The following is a 15,670-nucleotide window of genomic DNA, read 5'->3' on the forward strand; positions in this document are numbered from 1 at the left end:
TCTTTTGTCCGATGATTCCTGAGACGTCATTGGGCGGTCACAGGGCGAACCGATTCAAGAACGAAAACTTCTGGGCAAGCCAGTTCAAGTTGTTGGTCAAGATCAGGGCGCCGATTGCAATAAGCAGAATTCCGCTCACGACTTCGACGACCTGCAAGTGCTTTCGAAAGGTTTTATAGAATCCCAGGAAGCGATTGATGCTGAGGCCGACCAGCAGAAAGGGAACTCCCAGGCCCAGGGAGTAGATCGCGAGCAAAAGGATTCCCTGGGAGACCGACTCGCGCGTGGCAGCGATCGTCAAGATTCCGGCCAGGATGGGTCCAATGCAGGGAGTCCAGCCGAACGCAAAGGCCAGCCCAATGACAAACGACCCCAAAATACCGGCCTTGCCTGCCTTGTTGAAACGCGCTTCGCGATACAGAAAGCCGATTTTAAAAAGGCCCGTGAGATGCAGACCAAAGATGATGATGACAACCCCGGCAATTTGGAGAAAGAGCCGGTGATGACGCTGCATGACGTGACCCACGGTTGTCGCCGAGGCGCCCAGCCCAACGAACACCACGGAGAACCCGAGGATGAAGACAAGCGAATGCAGCAGGGTCTTGCCCATGACGCGGGCCGGCTGCGTCTCTTCCTGCTTGCGCATGTCCTCCACGGACACGCCGGTGATGTAAGAAAGATAAGCGGGCACCAGGGGAAGCACACAGGGGGAGAGGAAGGAGATGAGGCCTGCCACGAAGGCCGTTGCCAACCCTACGCTGCCATCTTCCATCTGAGTCGACCTCCACTCCTAGCCAATCCGTAAAGGGGTATGATAGCATACGTACCCTGAAATGGCAGTTTTCGTCCGAGGTCCCATCACGCTGCTGCGCTTCCAAGAGCACCCTGAAGATCGCTCCATAAATTCGGGTTTCTGGAACCTTCCCCAGCAATTCGGCGGCTGAGATTCAGGCATAACTTCCTTGAGTTCATGAAAGTCTTCATCGGTAAATTCACAAAAATCTTTGTGGCCGTCATCGGCGGCAATGCCATCTATTACATCTTTGAGGATAGCCTGCCCGACATTTTTCACCACAAGATCTTCACGTTCGACTGGGGACTTCTTCTGGATTTCTGGGTCTGTGTCTTCCTGTGGGTAATACTCGACCTCTTCAGCAAATTCAGATTCCGCCTCCGCACGAAGAAATAACATCTTCGTCCCGCCTGCGATTGTATGGTTTCCCACGTTCTTTACATCAGGGAGAAACTCTTACAGGCTTTTACAGCATTTCAAAACTCCAGGAAGAATGGGACGGAAGAGGGAAGAATCGCAAAAATTTTATTTGCATATTCGCTATTTCTTCGCCTATGATGAGGTAAGATGGTATCGGGCGCACGGCCCGTCATGCTGTGAGGTAGCCCCTGCAGGGATGCGTCTCGGAGGAATGAGACCTGCCGAAGACAAGGAGTGCGATATGCCACTGACGAGGCGACAGTTTGAGGTCTTAAGCTTCATCAAAAGCTTTACAGAGCAGAAAGGGTATTCCCCCAGTTTTGATGAAATCCGCAGAGGGCTGGCGCTGAGTTCGCTTGCCACCGTCCACAAACACATCAACACCCTGGAGCGAAAGGGATGCCTCGCGCGCGACTATAACCGCAGCCGCTCCATCGAAATTCTTTCCATGCAACCACGGGGTGAATTCGGGAGGCATGCACCGGGGGTGGAGGCAGCCGAGAAGTTCAGGGCATCCGGGTTGCGTCCAAGTGTTTCGCGGCGCGAGGCGCGCTTTGAACTTCCCCTGTTGGGGCGTATTGCGGCGGGCAAGCCGATCGAGGCCGTTCCCACCGATGAAACCCTTTCACTGGGTGATTTTGTGGGGAGTAAGAACGTTTATGTGTTGAAGGTGCGTGGAGACTCCATGATTGATGATCACATTTGCGATGGCGATTTCGTTGTGGTGGAGAGCGTCGCGGACGCCGTGAACGGCGAAACAGTCGTCGCGTTGGTGGATGACAGTGATTCCACGTTGAAGCGTTTCTATCGCGAGAAGAACGGCAAGGTCCGACTCCAACCCTCTAATCCCGGGATGCCTCCCATGGTGTATGAGGCCCAGCGAGTCAAGATCCAGGGTCGGGTTATCGGCGTGTTGAGAAGATTCTGACTTCTTCAGTCACCAAGGATGGGCTCAACCACATCGTCACTAAATGTCGAATTATTCCTTCACAGATCTGATCTTTTAGAATCTAATCTGCCACCCGGAATGCCCCATGGGAATCTCCCGCATTTTTCACGTCGATATGGACGCCTTTTTTGTCGCCGTGGAGGAACTGCTTGATCCCTCGTTGAGAGGCAAGCCCGTCGTGGTGGGCGCCCAACCCGGTCATCGAGGGGTTGTCGCCGCTGCTTCCTACGAGGCCAGAAAATTTGGTATCCATTCGGCGATGCCGGTCTCCGAAGCCGTGCGGCGATGTCCTCAGGCCATTTTCTTGCCGGGACACTCCAACCTGTATTCGAAGTATTCCAACGAGGTTCATAAAATTCTCTGCCGGTATTCGCCGATCGTGGAAATGGTTTCCATCGACGAAGGCTATCTCGATATGACCGGGACGGAGCGGATGTTCTCCACAGCCCGTGCGTCCCGAGTACCGTCTCAGCGTGCGATGAATCACGGTTTTCTCGAGGAGGGAGAGACCGGGGCGGATCCCACCCGGGAAGGAGGAGAAGATGCGGAGCAGCCTCCCGGGCGCCGGCGCCCGACCCCGATGGCGCTTGATCCTAGAAACCTCTTGGGGGTTTCAATCGCCTCCAGTGCGGCAGACGGTCGGAAAACAAGGAAGACATCGTCCGATGATGCCGATGATGAAGGCATGTCCAGGAGGGAGTTCGACATTCATGAGCTCGCCACCACAGGGCGGCCTTCGACGGAAGGGCGAATTGCCAACACGAAGGACCCCACCCCCACCTTCCAACCGGTCCGGGGACATGTCGACTCGGATTTTTTTATGATGTCAGTGGCCACGCGTCTGCGCGACGAAATCATTCAGCGCACCGGCCTGAGTGCGTCGGTCGGGATTGGCACTTCACGCCTGGTCGCCAAAGTGGCGTCCGATCTCGCAAAGCCCCGGGGAATTTTTTTGGTGGCCCCCGGCCATGAGGCCGCCCTTTTGGCCCCCTTGAACATCCGACGGATCCCCGGCATCGGCCCAAAGACTGAAAAACAGTTGAACGACCTTGGGGTCCGCACCGTGGGCGATCTGCAGAAGTTCGAGGCGAGCTTCCTTAAGGAGCAGTTCGGGAGTTGGGGCGAATCCCTGGCGATCAAGGCACAGGGCGGCAGCGACTGGCGCTATCAGGGCAATGAGGACCCCAAGTCCATCAGTCATGAGAACACATTTGCCGAGGACACCAGCGATCGGGAACAGATCGAATCCACCCTGGTGTATCTGATCCAGCGGGTCGGCAAGCGCCTCCGCGACCACCGGCTCTATGCCTCGACCCTCCAGTTGAAATTACGCGATTCAAAGTTCCGGACGATCACTCGAGCCGTCACCCTGTCGGAGCCGACAGATATTGATGCGGTGATCCTCAAGAACGGCCTGGGGCTGCTTCATCAGCACTGGGACGGAAAGAGCCCCGTTCGCTTGATCGGAATGGGAGTCAGTGGCCTCACGCCCCAGGGTCCCGCGGCCAGGCTGATCGATGGAGGTCAATCCGAAAGGCTCGAGAAACTCTATCAGGCTGCCGACACGATCCGGGAGAAATATGGATTTGACATGTTGAAATCACCTCGCGGGGGAAGGAGGGAGAAATAAGTTGTCAGTTCTCAGTTGCCAGTTCTCAGTACGAGCGGTCAGCCATCAGCCATCAGCAAACGCTCTCAGGACAACTAAGTGGGTTGGCTCTGAACTCCAAGCGGATAAGTCTCAGAGCAAAAATGATTGTCAGTGGTCTCAACTGAGCGCTGACAGCACGTTGCTGGCAACTGAGAACCGACAACTGACAACTGATTCCTCACACCGGCATCCTCATTTTGTGCTAAATTCTCCCTATGCCGGTCATTCAATTCATGGGGCTACCTGGTTCAGGCAAGAGCACCCTGGCTCGTGGGCTAAAGGCCTGGTTGGGATGGCAGCACAGCTTTCGAATTGGAACCTACCACAAAGGGTTTCCATCAACCGTGGAGGGCGATTTGGCCGCGTGGCAGGCCATGCTCGAAGACATGGCCGCTTCCGGGTGGGATCATTTCATTCTTGAAACTTCGGGAATGGATGCGCGATGGAACGATGTGCTGGAGCACTGCGGCCCCCGGAATGTCCTCACCTTCAAGTTGGAATGCGATCGGCGAGAACTGATCCGGCGTATCGCGGCCAAGAGTTCTGAAGATCAGGCGCATGGCGATTGGTTTCCCCCCGACCGGTTTGAAGACAAGATCGCCTATGTCCAGGCGGTCTTTGCGGAATTTTCATCGAAGCCGGCCGAGGTGGTGCTCAACACCACGCGTGCCTCGCACAGCGAGATGCTTGACCTGGTCATGCGATTCATTTCAACGCGCAAGTCCTTTCTCGAAGACTCATTTCACCTGGAATGCAAGGGTCAAGGCAGTGAACGATCTGTTCCGCTTCAAAGCTGACCCCAAGGCGCTTGGAGTGATGTCAATCGTAATTGAAGTTTCACCCAACCCCCCGTTCCTCTCTATATGACCGAATCCACGATTCTCTCTCCGTCCTCTGTCATGGAATTGCTCCGTTCCCGGTTCGGCTTTTCAGACTTCCGTGAAGGTCAGGAAGAAGTCATTGAGGCGGTGATGGCAGGGGAAGACGTCTTGACGATCATGCCGACGGGCAGTGGGAAATCGCTCTGCTACCAGCTTCCCGCCCTGGCCTTCGAAGGGATCACCCTGGTTGTCTCGCCCCTGATCGCCCTGATGAAGGACCAGGTCGATGCCCTGAGCCGCCGCTCCATTCCCGCCTCCTTCATCAACTCCACGCTGACCCTGGAAGAACAGCGAGGCCGCATCGCGGCGCTCCGCCGCGGCGCCTACAAACTTCTCTACGTGGCGCCGGAGCGCTTTCGGAGCCGGATGTTTACCGAAGGGCTCTCGGGCCTCAAGGTTGCTTTGTTGGCGGTGGATGAGGCGCACTGCGTTTCGGAATGGGGGCATGATTTTCGTCCCGATTACTTGCGGCTCAAACCCGCCATCGAGAACCTGGGGCGCCCCGTCGTGATCGCACTCACCGCCACGGCCACCCCCGAAGTTCGCAGCGACATCATCCTCCAGCTCGGTCTTCGCCAGCCCAGGCTCTTTGTCACCGGATTCGATCGGAAGAACCTCTTCCTCGATGTCATCCCTGTCTCCGGTGATATGGATAAACATGAAACGATCCTACGAATCATCGGGGACCTCAAGGCGAAACCGGTTTCCGACGCTTCCGCCCCGGGTAAAGCTCCGGATCCCTGCGGCATCATTTATGCCGCCACGAGGAAGAACGTGGAAACGATTGCCGACGTATTATCCACGGCTGGCCTGAATGTGGCGCCCTATCATGCGGGCATGGACGATGCCGACCGCCATCGCGTACAGAATGCGTTCATGTCGTCGCGCACGCCCATCGTCGCCGCCACCAACGCCTTTGGGATGGGGATCGACAAGGCCAACCTCCGGTTCGTGATCCACTTTGATGTGCCCGGCTCCCTTGAAGCCTACTACCAGGAAATCGGCCGGGCGGGTCGCGATGGCTTGTATTCACGATGTGCGCTGCTCTGGAATTATGCGGACGTTCACACACAGGAGTTTTTCATTGACTCCAGTTATCCCCCTCATGAAGTGATTGCAGAAATATATGCCATGTTGGTCCGCCTCAATGTGGATGAGGTCTTATTGACGCACAAGGAGATTCTGCAGCGGGTCCCTTTGGCGGAAAGTGAAATGGCGGTGTCTTCGTCGCTCAAGATTTTGGAGAAAGCCGGCGTGCTCGAACGGGGATTGGATCATGGCGCCGTGGCCCGGGTCACGGCCCTCCCGAAGCTGACGGCCGAGGCCCGGGCGGATACGCCGGCCCTGCGCTCGACCAGCGGCACGCTGGAGGAAGCGGTCCGATTGAGGACCCGGATCATCGATGCATTGATGCTCGATCTGGGGTCGCACCTGGGCGAGCCTCGCCATGTCGATCTCGAGGAACTGGCGGAATCCCTTGCGGCCGATCTGGACGCCGTGCGGCGGGGTTTACGCACCCTCGCTTCAGCCGGACTCATCCATTATGAGCCGCCCTTCCGGGGCCGGGGGCTGCGGATGCTCCAGCGCCTCCCGTTCAAGCAGGTTTCCATCCCGTGGGATGAACTGACCCGCCGGGCCGAGCTGGAACACCGCAAGCTGAGACGCATGATCGACTACGCCTGCCATTCCGGCTGCTCCCGGGCATTCATTCTGAACTACTTTGGAGAAAAACCGCGGCATCCGCACTGCGGGTTTTGCGGGAATTGCTCTCGTTTCGTGGTGGAGGAGGAGCGCGCCCTCACCCCGGAAGAAACACTGGTCGTGCGAAAGATTCTCAGCTGCGTCGCGCGCCTGAAGGGGCGCTTTGGAAGGATGCGTGTCGCCCAGGTGCTGACAGGGTCGAAAGTGAAACAGGTTCATGTGCTGGGCCTTGACCAGCTTTCCACTTATGGCCTGCTGTCTGAGTTTGCGCAGGAAACGGTTCTGGATTGGATCGAGCGCCTGATCCAGGCAGAGGCCATCATGGTTCGCGGTGAAGAGTACCCGACCGTCGAACTCACCCCGTTCGGGCGGGAGATCATGCACGAACGCGCGACCCTCAAGCTGTCATTTCCTAAAGATGTTTCCGTCTCGCCTGCGGACCGGCCTTCCGGCACGACAGGTCCGACAGTTCGCCGCGGAGGGAAGTGGGGGGAATCGATCTCTCTCAGGAAGAAGGCGGCGAAGGGTGAAAGCGATTTGGAAACCCTGGCCATGCTGCGGGAGGGGCTGACGATCGAAGAAATCGCCCGCCGCCGCCGGCTCCGGCCCTCCACCGTCTCCCGTCACGTCCTGACCCTGCTCGACGCCGGAGAAGACATCGACCTCTCTAAGCTCGTGCCCGCGGCAAAGGCCGACACGATCCGAAAAGCGATGAAGTCCACACACGATTTTTCACTAAGGGGCCTCAAAGCAGTGCTTCCTCCCCATGTCTCTTATGAAGATATTCAACTCGTCTTGGCTATGAGAAGACTGGAGTGGAAGAAGCAGTGAGGGCTGGCGGCGGGATCAGTCGGCCCTGTCAGATGTCCCCGTAATCCCGGATTCATGCGATAATCTCCGCATCATGACCGCCGTTCAGTTTCTGCTGGATACACCCCTGCTGGGGTCAGCCGCCGCGATCGTCAAGACGCTGCGCGACCATGATTTCGAGGCCTATTTTGTCGGCGGGTGTGTGCGTGATTTGGTTATGGGGCGCGCACCGAAAGACGTGGATATCGCGACCAACGCCACGCCGGACGTGGTGCAGGAGATCTTTCCCAACACCGTCGCCGTAGGTGAGTCGTTCGGTGTCGTCATCGTCCTCTGGGGAGGGATTCATTTTGAAGTCGCGACGTTTCGCTCCGAGACCAGCTACAGCGATGGCCGTCGACCGGACTCCGTGCGGTACTCTGCCTCTGCGGAGGAGGACTCGCGGCGGCGGGATTTCACCATTAACGCCCTCTTCTACGATCCGCTGGCGGGAAGGCTGCTTGACTTCCATGGGGGGTGGGACGACATCGAGCACAAGATTGTCCGGGCCATTGGAAGTCCCCGGGAGCGCTTTCGGGAAGACAAGCTGCGCCTGCTGCGCGCCGTTCGCTTTGCCGCGCGTTTTGAATCCGTGATTGAACCGGAGACGCGGCAAGCCATCGTCGACGCCGCGGCGGAAATCAAGCAGGTCAGCGCAGAACGTCAGCGCGATGAACTGACTCGAATTCTCACCGACGGTCACTCCCGCCGCGGGTTCCAATTGCTTGATGAGTTGGGCCTGCTTGCTCCTTTACTCCCCGAAGTCAGTGACTTGAAAGGGGTGGAACAACCCCCTGAATTTCATCCTGAGGGCGACGTGTGGGAGCACACGATGCTCCTGCTGAAGGTCATGGATGAGACTAAAAATAAGGTTTCAGGTGTCGGGTGTCAGGTGTCGGGGAAGAGAAGCGGAGGTCGGAAGTCGGAAGTCGGAAGCCAGAGGCCAGAAGCCGGAGGTCAGAGGTCGGAAGCTGCAGAAGGAAGCTCTGCGACCTTTTCTGGCAACTGGGAACTGGCAACTGGCAACTCTCCACCCCCCTGGAACCTGTCAGCAGACTCCTATCCTTCCCCGATCCTTGCTTGGGCAGCGTTGCTTCATGACATCGGCAAGCCGGCGACCTTCCGTCGCGCCCCGGATCGGATCCGGTTCGACGGTCACGTGGAAACGGGAGCCAGGATGGCGCGGCAAATCGGCCGGCGCTTCCGAATGTCCAATGAGGAGACCGAAGCCGTTGCCGAGCTGGTGCTCGACCACTTGAGGTTCAAGGATGTTCAGAAGATGCGTTCTTCCACCCTGAAGCGTTTTGTGCGCCGCGAGCAGTTTGCTGAACACCTGGAGCTTCATCGGCTGGACTGCCTGGCATGCCACGGCAATCTGGAGGCCTATTACTTCACGCGCGGGTACGCCGAGGCGCTCACACCGGAGGAGGCCCGCCCGAAGCCCATCCTTACCGGCAGCGACCTGATCGATCTGGGTTATGCCCCGGGCCCTGAATTCAAAAAAATCCTCACCGCGCTGGAAGACGCTCAGTTGGAGAACCAGATCAAAGATCGAGAGTCGGCCCTGGAATACCTGCGGAAGCGATATTCGCCATGAAGAGGAGTAGGACCGGGACGCATGCGGTAAGGGGATGAGAATCGAAAACAGGTAATTGGAAAATGGAAAGGGCTGATCCAAAAATTCTTTGTCCTATGTCCAGGCCTGACCCGAATGGCGCTTAGTTAAGAAATTGAGATGGAAATTGATCCGCTTCCCCGAAGGGGAAGTCTTCAATAGCCCAGGGTTGCCCCTTGGGCTACCCTGGGTGGGGATCGCCCTAAGAGAAGAAGGAACTCTGAAGGAGTTCCTTCCCCTTGAGGATCTGGGTTCGATCCCGCCCAAACAGGACCAAAGACACCTCCTCCAGCGCCACCCTGTGCGCTGATTGCGACGATCATAAGCGTCTTTTCAGGGATAAGGTTAGCTCCGTTTTCCCATTCTCTTAACTTAGCGCCATTCAGGCCCCAATACTTCTCTTCCTAGCCTGCGGGGGTACAACGGGAGTATGAAACGAATTCGAATTCTTAGTGGAGCGGCTGGCGGTGCGCTTCTTGTCATTGCGTTGATTCTCCAAAGCCTGCTGCCTGGTCGTGAGAAAGTGGTCCAAATCACAGTATGGACTTTGGCCGTGCTGACAACGGCTATTTTGGGCAATTACGAGCATTTTCGAGAGAAATGGTTCTGGAAGGGACTTCTGCTTGGATCATTGGTGCACATCCTTGTTGTCTACAGCTATAGATCTTCGCTGCCATTCTCAAGTTTGGGAATTGCAGGCTTGATGGGTTTTCTTGAGGCATTGGTCTGGCAGGTCATATTCCGAAGGCTATCGGCGACACCAAGTGGCATGATGTAAATCCAGTCTTTGGCAAAAAAGAATTTTTGAAATTTTAGGGTCACACATCTGTGCGCCAAGGAAGCTTGGCGTCAGCTAGCCGGGTGAGAGTCCCGGCGGGGAAAGGCCTAGCCAGCCACCCGTAGAAAAGATGTTTGGGATGTTTGGGGTCGGACCAAGGCAACTCACTGAAATCGACTGGGTGGCGCACATATCGCGTTTCTTGCGATGTGTGCGGGGGAGAGTCGAATTGCACTTCACCCTCAGAAGGAGATCTCCTTCAGAAAATGCCGCACACATGCCAAGAGCGCATGTGTGCGCCACCCGCCCATATTGTTCGGGATAGGGATTCCTTAAGGGCTTTTGAGGATTACATTCAGCAAAATCCAGTCCGAGCGGGATTGAAACGAGGCTCGTATGTCCTGGGTCGAGGAAAAGCTCGGTTTGAATGATGTGGGGCAGACGTCCCGTCTGCCGCTGTGACTTTTGAGCAAAAAAGAGAAGACTGGATAGCGAGCTGTTCTGAATTTCCTTTATGTTTGTCCTCTTTATAAAATTGGGCAGACGGGACGTCTGCCCCACAGCTAATCCACGTCTGATGCTGGCGAGCATTTACTGCTTCCACAGGGTGCCTACCGCAGTTCCACCCACCTGAAAATAAGGAAGTCCGGTTACCGGCTTTCCAAGCAAAGTAGCCCTCACCTGTTTGCAGTTGTCAAACAGTACCCCATAGATCACAAGCGGAAACTTTCCAAAGGGCGCGAGATCAATCACGCCGGAGACGGTAAGGGTTCCATCAGGGTTTACTTGGTAAGTAGCCTGGAAGGAGTATTGGAATTGGGTCCCATTGTAAGTCTCAATGAGGGATCCGGTGAGGCCTCCCCTCCCGTCCGCGACCACCCTACCGGTGGCACAGTAGGGCCCGTTCAACGCAGATAGAGGACTGCCGGCAGGGACGGGAAGATTGGTCGTTCCCGTCCATTGGGACGCAAAACTTCCATAAAAATCTGCATTTTTGTAACCCTCTGCCAGATCCGACATGCATTGGCCTTTCCCATCCCAAGCGATTTCAGACCGGTCAATAGCACTCTTTGTGGTTTGAGCCATCGCCAACGGTGGATTCACAAATTTAAAACCAACCCAGGCCAGGCCCAGCAAGACTAAAACAATGAGGAATGTTCTTTGACGCATGATGTCTTCTCCTTTCCGAAATTGACGGTCGTTTCACTTTCGAGGTTCGGTTATAGTTTTGATGGAGGACAAAGTATCTATTGGAGTGGACTCCTGCAAATCAGATGAACGCTTCAACCCTCTACTCCAATTTCTAAAGAGACTTCGGATCATTTCGGCGAGATACGACAGGAAGTGTGGCTTCATCATTTCGCCTGGACCATTTCTCGACGGGGTAGGCGCCTCAAGATGAGATGGTTTCTGCATGATCTGGGTCCTTCGGTAATGAACAATCTCAATGGTCCGAGTTCGCTTCATGCTCCACCCGCTCGCATCAACAGGCTCATAAGCGGTCTTTCAAATACTTGGACTCACACGCGGAACCGTATCAACTGGCCGGATGATTGTCTTGATGAAGGCGTGATATAATGCTGATCAATCCGTGAGCCCCCTCGGGGCAGGCTTTATGCTCAGTAAAATCACCAGTTATCAATTCTCCGAGTTCGTTTTAGACGTCGCAGAACGCTGTCTGAAAAAGGAAAGCCAGCAGATCTATCTGCCCCCGAAGACCTTTGCAACCCTCTTGTACTTAATTGAACGGCCTGGCCGCCTCGTCAAGAAAGAGGAACTTCTCGACGACCTCTGGCCGGATGCCGAGGTGACCGAGAACGCGTTGACCCGATGTATCAAGGAAGTCCGCGAGGCGCTTCAGGATGATGTGCATGACCCCCGCTACATCAAGACCGTCCCCCGGGTGGGATACAAGTTCATCGCTGAAGTGGAGCCGGTTCGAGAAGCCACTCCCGTCACGGTCGTCGAGGAGGAACTGACTGCGATGAGGGTGAAGGTCACGGATGAAGTGAATGGGGAGTTGCCATCCCCTCCTGACACCCGGACGCTCCCTGCGGAATCGTCCATGCTCGCGCTACCTGCCGCACCCGAAGGCCGGCTGAATCGATCCCGTTGGAAGGGCGCCGTTGGCATTGCCTTGACAGTTTTCACGGTATTGGCAGGGGCCTGGTATTACACCCGCGGACGCAAGGCCTCCTTGGGTTTTGCGGAACGCGACTGGGTCCTGATCGCGGACTTTGAGAATCTCACCGGGGAAAAGGTGTTTGACGCGGCACTGCGAACGGCGTTGGAACGTGAACTGAGCCGCTCTCGTTACGTAAACTACGTGCCTCAGGGAAGAGTCTTCGACACCCTCGCTCTGATGAAACGCAGTGCCGATACCCGGGTTAATGAATCCGTGGGCCGAGAAGTGTGCTTGCGAGACGGGAATATCCGGGCACTTCTGGTGGGTGCCATCCAGCAGATCGGTGGTATCTACGCCATCAACTTGAAGGTGATCGATCCGAAAACAGGGGTAGCGGTGAACAGTCTGGCCGAAGAAGCGGCGAATTTACAGGGGGTTCTCCCCGCGATTCGCCGACTGGCGGTGACGCTGCGAGAGACACTGGGCGAATCACTGGCTTCCATTTCCAAATCGGATCAGCAACTGGAACGGGTGACCACGCCTTCACTGGAGGCGTTGGAGGCTTATTCGAAGGGATTGCGTTTGAACGAGCAAGTTCAGTGGCCACAGGCGCTGGTTTTTCTTGATCAGGCTGTTGAACGGGACCCCAACTTTGCCATGGCTCACTGGGCTCGCGGCTGGACGCATCATTGGACGCGAAGGCCATTCGTGGCAGATTTCAATCGGGCCGCCGAGCTGGTGGGTGGGGTCACCGATCGGGAGAAGTACACCATTCTGGGAACGCAAGCGCTCTACTGTTTCGGCGATCTCCCTCGGGCCATTGAAATCCAGGAACGCCTTCTTCAGTTGTATCCCGACGATTACCATGCGAACGAGACCGTCGGTCGGCTCTATCTGGCGTTGGGAGATATGTCGCGATGGAGAGAGTGCTCTAAAAAAAGCGAGCGCATCCGTCCCAACTTTACAGGCAATCACTTTGAGAACGCCGTCGTCGCACTCTTTTCGGAGAGTGACGTCGAAAGGTATTATTCGGAATCCATGCAAGTTCTCGCCCTGAACCCCAATTACCCCGGAGGAGGCCCGCACGTGGCGGACCCCGTTCGGGACTGGATGCGTGGTGACGTGGCTCAGGCGCAGGAGAAAATTTCCAAATTCCGTGCGGGGGAAATGGCTTCGGCCTTGGGCCCGGCCTTTCAAATAAGCGTCCGCCCCTTTCTGGCCCGCTTCTATCTCTTCATCGGAAAACCGGAGGTGGCACTCGAGCTGCTTGAAACGACCCGTGGAATGGCGCCGCTAAACGCGACCGTCGATTTTTCAAAATACTGGCAACTGGAAAGAGCACTCATCTATCGAGAGCAAGGCAATGTCCGTGAATTTGAGCGCTTGGCCGGTAGCGCCGCATCGGAAGGAGTGGGAATCTCCCGGGTGGAAGCCCTCGGATGGCTGGCCATTGCTTCGGCCCAATCAGGTCGCTCCAATCAGGCCCTTGCCTTTCAAAATGAGCTTCTGAAAGAAGACCGCCTCCCGCCCGTTGGTTTTTTTAGTCCGCCGTTGCCTCGGGAGTTGGAACGTGCCAAACGCGCCTTTAGCCTTCAGATCGAGGGAGAAGTCGCGCTGAAAGACGGAAACCTGGATCAGGCAATTTCTCGCTTCAAGGGAGTGATCGATCTGGTTCCGCCTCAAGGGGTGTTTTTCACGACCAACCTTCAACCGCAGTTGTTTTTCGTGGCAAATCAATCACTGGCCGAGGCATTCGAAAAGAGAGGCGAGTGGGGGGAGGCGGTCAAAGCCGACGAAGCGATTCTCGCACAAAAGACTCAGACTATCGGAGTTACTGGAGCAGCACAGATTTGGGTGAAGGCGTTGAACTCCGCGGGCGAGGCCCTTGAGAAGATGGGAGAGACGTCACGGGCGGCCGTCTACCACGAGCAGTATCGCCAATTGCGGCCGGGGAGCAGCTAAGGTGTCAGGTATCAGGTGCCGGGTGTCAGAATGGAGCTATCAGCGATCAGCGCTCAGCTTTCAGCGGTCAGCTATCAGCTTGCAAGTTCAAAGCAGCCCTTGCAATGTCCAGCGGTTGGCTCCGGGACTGGAAGCCCGCTCTTCTAAAATATACCTCCCTAGTTTGTACAGGGGGCAGATGGCTGAGATCTGGTAGTGATCGCTGATAGCTGACGGCTGACCGCTGAAAGCTGACCGCTGCCTCACGGAATCCTACAATGTGCCAGCCCGCGCTTTTCGAGATACTGTTGATGGTATTCTTCGGCCCGGTAAAATTTTGAGGCCGGGACGATTTGCGTGACGATGGGTCGGCGGAATCGTCCGCTTTCTTCCAGGCTCTGCTTCGAGGCAAGGGCCGCAGCCAATTGTTCCGGGGTGTGATAAAAAATCGCCGAGCGATATTGCTCGCCCACGTCCGGCCCCTGTCGATTGAGGGTCGTGGGGTCATGATTTTCCCAGAACACATTCAGTAATTCTCCATAGGAAACCTGGGCCGGATCATAGTCGATCTCAACGGTCTCCGCGTGGCCGGTGGTTCCTGAACAAACGACTTCGTAAGTAGGGTTGGGGTAGTCTCCCCCTTCATACCCAACCGCAGTTGAGACAACCCCCTTGACCTGGCGGAAAGCCGCTTCGACTCCCCAAAAACATCCGGCGGCAAAATTCGCTTTTTCCATCTCGATCCTCCAAATGTTATTCGTGATTCAGCAAGGCTTCCGGAAAAGTGGCTCAGGATCCAACTTCGAGCCGGGCGTCAGGCGTCCTTGGAACCACCTGGACAACATAGCGGCCGTTAAAAGCCACGGCGACCTCTCCCGCCTGGCGTATCTCGGCGGAAAGAGCGATGCGGGCCTTCCCTTTCTTTTGCAGAGTGCTGAGCATCTTTTCCAAAGTGGCGGCGTCAGGCTTACAGCAGCACGCCTTGAAGTCCCTCGTCACGGGTTGCCGGTAGTGGATTCCACTGTCTTGGATGACAATGCCTGCCTCAATGTTGGCTTCCTTCAAGATCAGCCACACGAGGCTCCAACCCGCCAGGGTGAGAGTGGCGTTGAGACTTCCAGCGAAGGCTGTCCCCTGCTGGTTGATATTCTTTCCCAGGGGAACGCTTAGAGTGAGGCATCCGTTTTCGTACCGCTCAATGGTGAGCCCGATGACGCTGGAAATAGGTATCTCGGTCTTGAGTCTCTCGATGAGCTCCTTCAAAGGGCCTTTCATTCTGAATTGGTCCACCGCTCCCCTTCATATAGCTTAGCATGCAGCCGACGATTCGTGATCGGAAGAGACTTCCGCAAAAAGTACTACAGGGGACTTTGAAGCTGTCGGCTCACTGGCGAGAAATTGCGGTCCTTCGGCCGATCTACTTCTTCTCAGAATCTTTTTTCGTCCCCTCCGATGGCTCTGAGGCCATCTTCTGAATTTCAGGCATCAAGGCCATGACCCGTTTCTGGGTGACCTGCATCGTCTTTGCAGTCAGATCCGGGGTTTTCTCGAGGAGCTTCTGTCCGATCGGTGATTTATAAAACGAGGTCAGCTCCTTCATTTCTGATTCCGTGAACACCTCCATGTAAGCTTCGACAAAATCCGGTTTCAGAATGTCCCAGCTCATATTCTTATAAACAAAATCCATCACCTTCGATTGACGGGCTTCGACCTCAGAAGCCTGTTCTTTGGAGACGTTCGGCATCTGGAAGAACCCCCCGATCATCTTTCGCATGGATTCCATCTGCTTTGACATCATCTGTTTCGTCTGCATGGCTTCGAGAAGTTCTTCTGCCGCTGCGCGATGGGACGCTTCATCGGCATACAACACCCTGCTCAGGTGAGTGATCATGAGCAGGCAAAATACCCAGCATAATTTCCTTTTCATGGGCGGACCTCCAATTGAATGGTTGCAGTTCAGAGCAGAC

The 15,670-nt window shown here is 55.9% G+C and carries 13 protein-coding genes; 7 read left to right on the forward strand and 6 right to left on the reverse strand.

The features are described 5' to 3' along the window. Positions 1–37: 37 nt before the first annotated feature. A complete protein-coding gene (locus LAO21_03975) occupies positions 38–772 on the reverse strand; it encodes a cytochrome c biogenesis protein CcdA (protein ID MBZ5551855.1) in 735 nt (244 codons plus the stop codon). 18 nt (positions 773–790) lie between these two features. Next, positions 791–1,192 (reverse strand): hypothetical protein, encoded by a 402-nt coding sequence (locus LAO21_03980; GenBank protein MBZ5551856.1) that lies wholly within the window; start codon positions 1,190–1,192, stop codon positions 791–793. Between the two features lie 262 nt (positions 1,193–1,454). Here LAO21_03980 and lexA point away from each other — a divergent pair, with 262 nt between their 5' ends. From lexA to LAO21_04010, 6 genes are all read left to right on the forward strand, one after another. After that, positions 1,455–2,141: a transcriptional repressor LexA gene (lexA, locus tag LAO21_03985; GenBank protein MBZ5551857.1), complete on the forward strand. Its 687-nt coding sequence runs from the start codon at positions 1,455–1,457 to the stop codon at positions 2,139–2,141. A 106-nt stretch (positions 2,142–2,247) separates the two neighbouring features. Further along, positions 2,248–3,792: a DNA polymerase IV gene (locus LAO21_03990; protein ID MBZ5551858.1), complete on the forward strand. Its 1,545-nt coding sequence runs from the start codon at positions 2,248–2,250 to the stop codon at positions 3,790–3,792. Between the two features lie 254 nt (positions 3,793–4,046). Next, positions 4,047–4,610 carry an ATP-binding protein gene (locus LAO21_03995; protein MBZ5551859.1) on the forward strand — a complete coding sequence of 188 codons (564 nt, stop codon included), beginning with the start codon at positions 4,047–4,049 and terminating at the stop codon, positions 4,608–4,610. A 66-nt stretch (positions 4,611–4,676) separates the two neighbouring features. Beyond that, complete coding sequence (locus tag LAO21_04000) at positions 4,677–7,226, forward strand: RecQ family ATP-dependent DNA helicase (GenBank protein ID MBZ5551860.1); 2,550 nt, start codon at positions 4,677–4,679, stop codon at positions 7,224–7,226. Between the two features lie 73 nt (positions 7,227–7,299). Continuing rightward, the gene (locus LAO21_04005) at positions 7,300–8,841 is read left to right on the forward strand and encodes an HDIG domain-containing protein (GenBank protein ID MBZ5551861.1); all 1,542 of its coding nucleotides are present in this window, start codon (positions 7,300–7,302) and stop codon (positions 8,839–8,841) included. 448 nt (positions 8,842–9,289) lie between these two features. Beyond that, complete coding sequence (locus tag LAO21_04010; protein MBZ5551862.1) at positions 9,290–9,637, forward strand: hypothetical protein; 348 nt, start codon at positions 9,290–9,292, stop codon at positions 9,635–9,637. Between the two features lie 591 nt (positions 9,638–10,228). On the opposite strand, the gene LAO21_04015 is transcribed toward LAO21_04010, so the two are convergent. Further along, positions 10,229–10,807, reverse strand: a complete 579-nt coding sequence (locus tag LAO21_04015) for a hypothetical protein (protein ID MBZ5551863.1) — start codon at positions 10,805–10,807, stop codon at positions 10,229–10,231. A gap of 445 nt (positions 10,808–11,252) precedes the next feature. Between LAO21_04015 and LAO21_04020 the strand changes: the two genes are divergently transcribed. Beyond that, a complete protein-coding gene (locus LAO21_04020; protein MBZ5551864.1) occupies positions 11,253–13,724 on the forward strand; it encodes a winged helix-turn-helix domain-containing protein in 2,472 nt (823 codons plus the stop codon). Between the two features lie 242 nt (positions 13,725–13,966). Here LAO21_04020 and msrA read toward each other — a convergent pair whose 3' ends face one another. From msrA to LAO21_04035, 3 genes are all read right to left on the reverse strand, one after another. Further along, the gene (msrA, locus tag LAO21_04025) at positions 13,967–14,440 is read right to left on the reverse strand and encodes a peptide-methionine (S)-S-oxide reductase MsrA (GenBank protein MBZ5551865.1); all 474 of its coding nucleotides are present in this window, start codon (positions 14,438–14,440) and stop codon (positions 13,967–13,969) included. 52 nt (positions 14,441–14,492) lie between these two features. Further along, the gene (locus LAO21_04030; protein MBZ5551866.1) at positions 14,493–14,978 is read right to left on the reverse strand and encodes a thioesterase domain-containing protein; all 486 of its coding nucleotides are present in this window, start codon (positions 14,976–14,978) and stop codon (positions 14,493–14,495) included. Positions 14,979–15,120: 142 nt separating this feature from the next. Further along, positions 15,121–15,630, reverse strand: coding sequence for a DUF2059 domain-containing protein (locus LAO21_04035; GenBank protein ID MBZ5551867.1), 510 nt, complete (start codon positions 15,628–15,630; stop codon positions 15,121–15,123). Positions 15,631–15,670: the final 40 nt, after the last annotated feature.

This window comes from Terriglobia bacterium (genome assembly GCA_020073085.1).
In the GTDB taxonomy this organism is placed as follows: domain Bacteria; phylum Acidobacteriota; class Terriglobia; order JAIQFV01; family JAIQFV01; genus JAIQFV01.

Bases quoted from the DNA above. Each gene is read 5' to 3' on its own strand.
- LAO21_03975 (MBZ5551855.1), bottom strand. From the start codon at position 772: ATGGAAGATGGCAGCGTAGGGTTGGCAACGGCCTTCGTGGCAGGCCTC.
- LAO21_03980 (MBZ5551856.1), bottom strand. From the start codon at position 1,192: ATGTTATTTCTTCGTGCGGAGGCGGAATCTGAATTTGCTGAAGAGGTC.
- lexA (MBZ5551857.1), top strand. From the start codon at position 1,455: ATGCCACTGACGAGGCGACAGTTTGAGGTCTTAAGCTTCATCAAAAGC.
- LAO21_03990 (MBZ5551858.1), top strand. From the start codon at position 2,248: ATGGGAATCTCCCGCATTTTTCACGTCGATATGGACGCCTTTTTTGTC.
- LAO21_03995 (MBZ5551859.1), top strand. From the start codon at position 4,047: ATGGGGCTACCTGGTTCAGGCAAGAGCACCCTGGCTCGTGGGCTAAAG.
- LAO21_04000 (MBZ5551860.1), top strand. From the start codon at position 4,677: ATGACCGAATCCACGATTCTCTCTCCGTCCTCTGTCATGGAATTGCTC.
- LAO21_04005 (MBZ5551861.1), top strand. From the start codon at position 7,300: ATGACCGCCGTTCAGTTTCTGCTGGATACACCCCTGCTGGGGTCAGCC.
- LAO21_04010 (MBZ5551862.1), top strand. From the start codon at position 9,290: ATGAAACGAATTCGAATTCTTAGTGGAGCGGCTGGCGGTGCGCTTCTT.
- LAO21_04015 (MBZ5551863.1), bottom strand. From the start codon at position 10,807: ATGCGTCAAAGAACATTCCTCATTGTTTTAGTCTTGCTGGGCCTGGCC.
- LAO21_04020 (MBZ5551864.1), top strand. From the start codon at position 11,253: ATGCTCAGTAAAATCACCAGTTATCAATTCTCCGAGTTCGTTTTAGAC.
- msrA (MBZ5551865.1), bottom strand. From the start codon at position 14,440: ATGGAAAAAGCGAATTTTGCCGCCGGATGTTTTTGGGGAGTCGAAGCG.
- LAO21_04030 (MBZ5551866.1), bottom strand. From the start codon at position 14,978: ATGAAAGGCCCTTTGAAGGAGCTCATCGAGAGACTCAAGACCGAGATA.
- LAO21_04035 (MBZ5551867.1), bottom strand. From the start codon at position 15,630: ATGAAAAGGAAATTATGCTGGGTATTTTGCCTGCTCATGATCACTCAC.